Here is a 6,516-nt window from a genome sequence, read left to right on the forward strand (position 1 = left end):
CGCCGCGCACCGTCAACGCGCCGGCGCAGGCGCCGATGGGATCATCGGGCCCGAACGGCGCGCCGCCGTGGAGCGGCGAAGACGGCGCCTCCGGCCATCCGCTGATGACCGCCGCGGCCATCCGCGAGGCCGCGGCCAATTTCGACAACTGCGTCGCCGCGATGTGGCCGGATGCCGCGCGCCGCCACATCTCGCGCGAAAACTTCGAGCGCTTCACCGCCGGGCTCTCGCCCGACCTGCGGCTGATGGACCTGATGGATTCGCAGCCAGAATTCACCAAAGCGATCTGGGATTATCTCGACATCCTGGTCAACGACAACCGCCTCGCCAAGGGCCGCGAGATCCTCGCCAAGTACAAGCCGCAGTTCGACGCCGCCGAGCGCGCCTACGGCGTCGACCGCTACATCATCGCGTCGATCTGGGGCATCGAGAGCAACTACTCGACACAGATGGGCGACCGCTACGTGCTCAACTCGACCGCGACGCTGGCCTGCGTCGGCCGTCGCCAGGCGTACTTCAAGGACGAATTCCTCACCGCGCTCGAGATCCTGCACCGCGGCGATCTGCGCCCCGAACAGATGCGCGGCTCCTGGGCCGGCGCGTTCGGGCCGACGCAGTTCATGCCGACCGCGTTCAAGCGCTTCGCCGTCGATGCCGACGGCGACGGCCGCCGCGACGTCGTCGACAATCCGGCCGATTTGATCGCTTCGACCGCCAACAATCTCAAGAAGGACGGCTGGCAGAGCGGCCAGAGCTGGGGCTACGAAGTCGTGGTGCCGCAAGGCTTCAACTACATGCTGGCCGACCGCGGCCGCAGCCTGACGCTGGCGCAATGGCAGCACATGGGCCTGCGCCGCGCCAACGGTCAGGCCTTCCCGCATCCCACTGAGAAGGCCTATCTGCTGGCGCCCGCCGGCGCCCAAGGCCCCGGCTTCCTGATGCTGCAGAATTTCCGCGTCATCATGAAGTACAACCCAGCCGAGGCCTACGCCCTCGCCATCGGCCATTTCGCCGACCGCCTCCGCGGCGGCCCACCCTTCGTCCAGCAATGGCCCCGCCAGGAGCGCGTGCTTTCCCGCAGCGAACGCCTTGAACTGCAACAGCTCCTAGCCGAACGCGGCTTCTACCGCGGCACTCCTGATGGGCAGTTCGGCGGGATGACGCGGGATGCGCTGCGGAATTACCAGGCCTCGATCGGGGCCCCGGCGGATGGGTTCGCGACGGAGGAGATGCTGGGGAGGCTGAGAGGAAGGTAGTTAGTTGGTCTTTGCGGTTCCCCCGTCATTGCGAGGAGCGAAGCGACGAAGCAATCCAGTCCGGTGCACTGATCTGGATTGCTTCGCTACGCTCGCAATGACGTGGAAATTTCCGGCCGCTACTGCTGCGCGCCCGTCGACGGCGAGCCGTTGTTCGCCGGGTTGGCGAGTGCCGGTGAGGATTGCGCGGGCTGGCCGACAGCAGGCGAGACGCCGGTGTTAGCTCCCGTTGTGGCCGCTCCGCTCTGCTGCGGAGCGCTCGCGCTCTGCCGGTTCGCGGCCCCGCCGCCCGTCACCCGCCACACCGTATTCCCCACATCGTCCGCGATCAGTAGCGCGCCGGTCTTGTCGAGGCCAACGCCGACCGGGCGGCCGTGGGCGTTGCCGCTCTGGTCGACGAAGCCGGTGACGAAATCTTCGGCCTTGCCATTGGGCTTGCCGTTGGCGAACGGGACGTAGACGACCTTGTAGCCGTTGAGGTGCTGGCGGTCCCAGGAGCCGTGTTCGCCTACGAAGGCGCCGCCCTGGTACTTGGCCGGGAAGGCGTTGCCAGTGTTGAAGGTCATGCCGAGCGGGGCGACGTGTGAACTCAGCGCGTAGTCCGGCGCGATCGCCTTGGCGACGAGGTCGGGGCGCTGCGGGTGGACGCGCGGATCGACGTGCTGGCCGTAGTAGCTGTAGGGCCAGCCGTAGAAAGCGCCGTCCTTCACCGAGGTCATGTAGTCGGGCACCAGATTGGGGCCGAGCTCGTCGCGCTCGTTGATCACCGCCCACAGCGCGCCGCTCTGCGGCTCGATCGACAGGCCGTTGGGATTGCGCAGGCCGGTGGCGAACAGCCGCCAGCGGCCGGTTTCTCGATCGACTTCCCAGATCGCGGCGCGGTTCTTCTCGGCCTCGATGCCGTTCTCGGTGATGTTGGAGTTTGAGCCGACGCCGACATAGAGCAGCTTGCCGTCGCGGCTGGCGACCAGGCTCTTGGTCCAGTGGTGATCGATCGGGCCGCCGGGCAGCGGCGTCAGTACCTGGCCAGGCGTCGTGATCTGGGTGTCGCCCTCGTGATAGGTGTAGTGCAGGATCGCGTCGGTGGCGGCGACGTAGAGATCGTTGCCGACCAGCGCGACGCCGAACGGCGAATTGAGGTGATCGAGGAAGACGGTCTGCAGCTCGGGCTTGCCGTCGCCGTTGCTGTCACGCACCAGCGTGATGCGGTTGCTCGGCTGATCGGCGGCGCCGGCCGAGGTGACGAAGGATTCGATCCACCCCATCACGATATCCTTGGGCCGCTTGATCGGCTCGCCCGGCGGCTTCTTGGACTCGACGATCAGGATGTCGCCGTTGGGCAGCGTGTAGACCGAACGCGGATGCTGCAGCTTGGTCGCCAGCGCCGTGACCTGCATGCCCTGCGGCACCTTCGGCGTCTCGCCGTCCTTCCAGCCGACCACCGGGGCCAGCTTCATCGGCGGGAACAGATATTGCTGCTGCTCCGGCAGCTTTGGGTTCGGGCCGATCTGGCTCGACACGTCGAAATTGTCGTCGCCTCCGCAGCCGGCCAGCGTCAGCAGCGAAGCGCCCGCGAGCAGCGCGCCGGCGCGTTTCATAACTAACAACTTGTTCATCACGCGCCTCCGACGCGATAGCGGTACACCATGGCCCAGCCCATCCAGCCGGTGACCAGCAGCAGCGCCACCGTGATGGCCGACAGCGTCAAACCCCACGGCATCACCGAGGTCCAGGCATCGTGGGTGTGCACCAGCATGTTGAGCGTCGCGAGCACCAGGACGACCAGATTGCCGACGGCGTGGATGATCGCGGCGCTGAGATTGCGGATCGCCCGATTGGCGAAGAAGTCGATGGCGCCGGCGATCGCGGCGAGCCAGCCGATCACCACGCCGACCGAGATCAGCCAGGCGGAGAAATTCGACCAGGTCATCTCCGCCGTCATCGCGTAGGCGATATCGGTGAGCAGCGTGCCGACGAAGCAGGCGATCGGGATCGGCACCAGCATCGGATGGATCGGATGCGCGGCGATGCGCGCCGTCGAGGCTAGGCGATTGCCCGGCGCGTCGTAGGTGTTCTGGGCCATGATGGACGCCTTCGGATTTGGATACCTTCCGGGAACGGCCGCAATCCGCCGTTGTTCCAACACGCTCGCGCTCCCGGGCTGGCCGGGGGCGGCGGACAGGCGCGCGGGCGGATGCCTCGCCGTAGCAAAACGGCCTGTTTGCGGCCCGATTCCGCTGCTACAAGAGCGGCGGATCAGCAATCCGATCCCCCCATCAGGTGTGACCGCGCGCATGTCCGACAAGCCCCGATCCCTGCTCCGCATCCTCACCGAGCGCGGCCCGCTGCTGGCGCTGTCGGTGGCGATGCTGCTGCTGTGCGGGATCGTGGCGCCGGCCTCGGCGCAGTTCTTCGGCTTTGGCGATCCGCCGCCGCGGCGCCCGCCGGCCAACGTGCCGCGCGGCGGCAATCAAGGCGGCGGCGGTTTCGGCTGGTTCGGCAACGACGTGTTTACGCCGTTCCACGAGGCGCCCGTGCGCCGCGCCGCGCCGCGCGAGGATTATTCCAAGGCCCCGGCGCCGGACAAGCGCGCCACCGACACCCAGCCGGAGCGCAACGTGCTGGTGCTCGGCGACGCAATGGCCGACTGGCTCGGCTACGGCCTCGAGCAGGCCTACGCCGAACAGCCCGACGTCGGCGTCATCCGCAAGGTCAAGACCGTTTCGGGCCTGCTGCGCTACCAGCCCAAGGGCGAACCGTCGGACTGGATCGGCGCCGCCAAGGAGATCCTGCCGGGCGAACATCCCGACGCCATCGTGGTGATGATGGGTCTCAGCGACCGCAGCCCGATCCGCGAGGCGGCGCTCGATCCCAAGGCCGACAACAAGGCGGACAAGAAGGACGCCAAGCCGGAAGCCGCCAAACCCGACGACAAGCCGGACGCCAAATCCGCCGATAAGGCCGACGACAGTGCCGACGATGATGACGACGACGATGCCGCGCAGGCCGAGAAGGGCAAGCGCGCGCCCGGCGGCGTCGCCCAGTTCCGCACCGACCGCTGGGCCGAACTCTATTCCAAGAAGATCGACGAGTTGATCGATGTGCTGAAGACCAAGGGCGTGCCGGTGCTCTGGGTCGGCCTGCCCGTGGTGCGCGGCCCGAAGGCGACTGCCGACGTGCAGTATCTCAATGCGCTGTATCGCGACGCCGCCGCCAAGGCCGGCATCAGCTATGTCGACGTCTGGGACGGCTTCGTCGACGAGGGCGGCCGCTACGTGCTGCAGGGCCCCGACTTCGAGGGCCAGATCCGCCGGCTGCGGTCCTATGACGGCGTGTACTTCACCAAATACGGCGCCCGCAAATTGGCGCACTATGCCGAGCGCGAGATCGCCCGCCTGCTCGCCGGCCGCGCCGCGCCGGTGACGCTGCCGACCGAACCGGCCGCGCCCGAAGCTGCTACCAAGCCGACCGGCCCGGCACCGCGCCCGCTCGCCGGCCAAATCGTGCCGCTGGTCGCCGCGCAACTGTCACCCGACAAGCTGCTCGGCGGAGCCGGCGCCAAGCCGCTGACCGCCGATCCGCTGGCGACCAAGACGCTGGTCAAGGGCGAGCCGCTGTCGGCGCCCGCCGGCCGCGCCGACGACTACGTCTGGCCGCGCCGTCCAATCGAGATCGAGAAGGCGCAGGAGCCGCCGCCGCTGCCGCCGAAGGAAACGCCGAAACCGGGCGTGCCGATGGCCAGCGCGACGCCTGGCGAGCGCGGCGGTGCGCCGGCGGCACAACAGCAGCAGGCCCAGCAGCAACGCCGCGTCGTCCGCGCCCCGCCGCCGCCGCCGAGCGCGTCCGGCTTCTTCGGCTTCGGCCCGCCGCAACGGGAACAACCCCAAGTCCGGCGCAACGCGCCGCCGCCGAGCGCCTCGGGATTCTTCTCGATCTTCAGGTGAGGCGCAACTGCTACAGCGCGTAGCGCGTAGCCACGCTCACTGCCCTCTCTTTTGTCATTCCGGGGCGCGCGCAGCGCGAGCCCGGAATCCATACGCCGCAGCGCGGGTGACTTCGCGAGACTGTAGTCACCCGCGCTTTGACGTAACAACAGACACAGGGGATATGGATTCCGGGTTCACGCGCTCCGCGCGTGCCCCGGAATGACGAGTTGTTAGTTCCGCTACAAAATCAACCCGCCATCGACCACCAGCGTGTGGCCGAGCACGTACGACGCCAGCGGCGAGGCCAGGAACAGCGCGGCGCCGGCCATGTCTTGCGGGGTGCCGAGGCGGTGCATGGGAATGCCCTCGAGTGCGCCGGCGAGGCGCTTGGGGTTGTCGGTGGTGGCCTTGGTCATCTTGGTATCGACCAGGCCCGGCGCGATGCCGTTGACGCGGATGCCGTCCTCCGCCCAGGCCTGCGCCAGCGTCCGCGTCAGCCCGACCGCGCCGGTCTTCGACGCGCTGTAGGCCGGATTGCCCTTGGTGGCGTGATACGCGGCGGTCGACGACACGATGATCAGCGAGCCGCCGGAGGTCTTCAGCAGCGGATGAAACTTCGCCGCGCAGGCCATTAGGCTCATCAGGTTGACTTCCATCACGCGGCGAAAGCCCTCCATGGCGAACTCGCCGCGGCGATAGATCACCGCGCCCTGCGCCAGCACCAGCACATCGAGCCGCTGCAGCGGCGGCGCGAACGCCTCGATCGCGCTCGGCTGCGCCACATCGAGCTGGTGATAGTCCAGCGCCTCGAAGCTCGAGCCGTCTTCCTCGGAGTAATCGGTCGAATGCGCCCGCGTGCCGGTGACGCAGACCTTGGCGTCCCGCATCGCGAACGCGCGGGCGATGCCGTTGCCGATGCCGCTCGAGCCGCCGATTACCAGCACCTGCTTGCCGGTGAAATCCAGTTCGTTCATCCGCGCCTCCCGCTTGTTGTTTGTTGTTGTTTGACCTGTGTGTCGTTCGGTGCCAGCCTTGTCAATCGGAGCCGGCGCGCGCGGCGCGGCGAATTCCGCAACAAGAAACAACCGGAGGAAACCGATGACCTATCAACCGCTGAGCCGCTCGGTGAAGGGGCTGCGCGTACTGATCACCGGCGCCGCCAGCGGCATGGGCCGCGCCACCGCGCATGTGTTCGCCGACGAAGGTGCCCGTGTCGCCGTCACCGACGTCTCGGGTGATGCGGCGCGGGCCGTCGCCGATGCGATCACCGCGCACGGCGGCGACGCAGCCGCGTTCGCGCTCGATGTCGGCGATGCGGCGGCGATCAGGAGCGG

The 6,516-nt window shown here is 68.1% G+C and carries 6 protein-coding genes; 3 read left to right on the forward strand and 3 right to left on the reverse strand.

The window, feature by feature from the left end; all coding sequences use genetic code 11:
• A partial coding sequence (locus I5M_RS01360) for a lytic murein transglycosylase (protein ID WP_022719761.1) occupies nucleotides 1–1,256 on the forward strand: 1,256 nt, incomplete at its 5' end.
• Nucleotides 1,257–1,375: 119 nt separating this feature from the next.
• Here I5M_RS01360 and I5M_RS01365 read toward each other — a convergent pair.
• Together I5M_RS01365 and I5M_RS01370 are read right to left on the reverse strand one after the other, a co-directional pair.
• Nucleotides 1,376–2,872, reverse strand: coding sequence for a sorbosone dehydrogenase family protein (locus I5M_RS01365; RefSeq protein ID WP_083909477.1), 1,497 nt, complete (start codon nucleotides 2,870–2,872; stop codon nucleotides 1,376–1,378).
• Nucleotides 2,872–3,339, reverse strand: coding sequence for a DUF2231 domain-containing protein (locus tag I5M_RS01370; protein ID WP_022719763.1), 468 nt, complete (start codon nucleotides 3,337–3,339; stop codon nucleotides 2,872–2,874). The genes I5M_RS01365 and I5M_RS01370 overlap by 1 nt, the downstream gene beginning before the upstream one ends.
• Before the next feature lie 211 nt (nucleotides 3,340–3,550).
• Here I5M_RS01370 and I5M_RS01375 point away from each other — a divergent pair, with 211 nt between their 5' ends.
• A complete protein-coding gene (locus tag I5M_RS01375) occupies nucleotides 3,551–5,200 on the forward strand; it encodes an SGNH family hydrolase (RefSeq protein ID WP_022719764.1) in 1,650 nt (549 codons plus the stop codon).
• A 221-nt stretch (nucleotides 5,201–5,421) separates the two neighbouring features.
• On the opposite strand, the gene I5M_RS01380 is transcribed toward I5M_RS01375, so the two are convergent.
• Nucleotides 5,422–6,156, reverse strand: a complete 735-nt coding sequence (locus I5M_RS01380) for an SDR family NAD(P)-dependent oxidoreductase (protein ID WP_022719765.1) — start codon at nucleotides 6,154–6,156, stop codon at nucleotides 5,422–5,424.
• A gap of 124 nt (nucleotides 6,157–6,280) precedes the next feature.
• Between I5M_RS01380 and I5M_RS01385 the strand changes: the two genes are divergently transcribed.
• Nucleotides 6,281–6,516: SDR family NAD(P)-dependent oxidoreductase (locus I5M_RS01385; RefSeq protein WP_031334953.1), on the forward strand; the 236-nt coding region annotated here is incomplete at its 3' end.

Origin of the sequence: Rhodopseudomonas sp. B29, from assembly GCF_000333455.1 — a bacterium.
GTDB lineage: Bacteria > Pseudomonadota > Alphaproteobacteria > Rhizobiales > Xanthobacteraceae > Rhodopseudomonas.

Bases quoted from the DNA above. Each gene is read 5' to 3' on its own strand.
- I5M_RS01365 (WP_083909477.1), bottom strand. From the start codon at position 2,872: ATGAACAAGTTGTTAGTTATGAAACGCGCCGGCGCGCTGCTCGCGGGC.
- I5M_RS01380 (WP_022719765.1), bottom strand. From the start codon at position 6,156: ATGAACGAACTGGATTTCACCGGCAAGCAGGTGCTGGTAATCGGCGGC.
- I5M_RS01370 (WP_022719763.1), bottom strand. From the start codon at position 3,339: ATGGCCCAGAACACCTACGACGCGCCGGGCAATCGCCTAGCCTCGACG.
- I5M_RS01375 (WP_022719764.1), top strand. From the start codon at position 3,551: ATGTCCGACAAGCCCCGATCCCTGCTCCGCATCCTCACCGAGCGCGGC.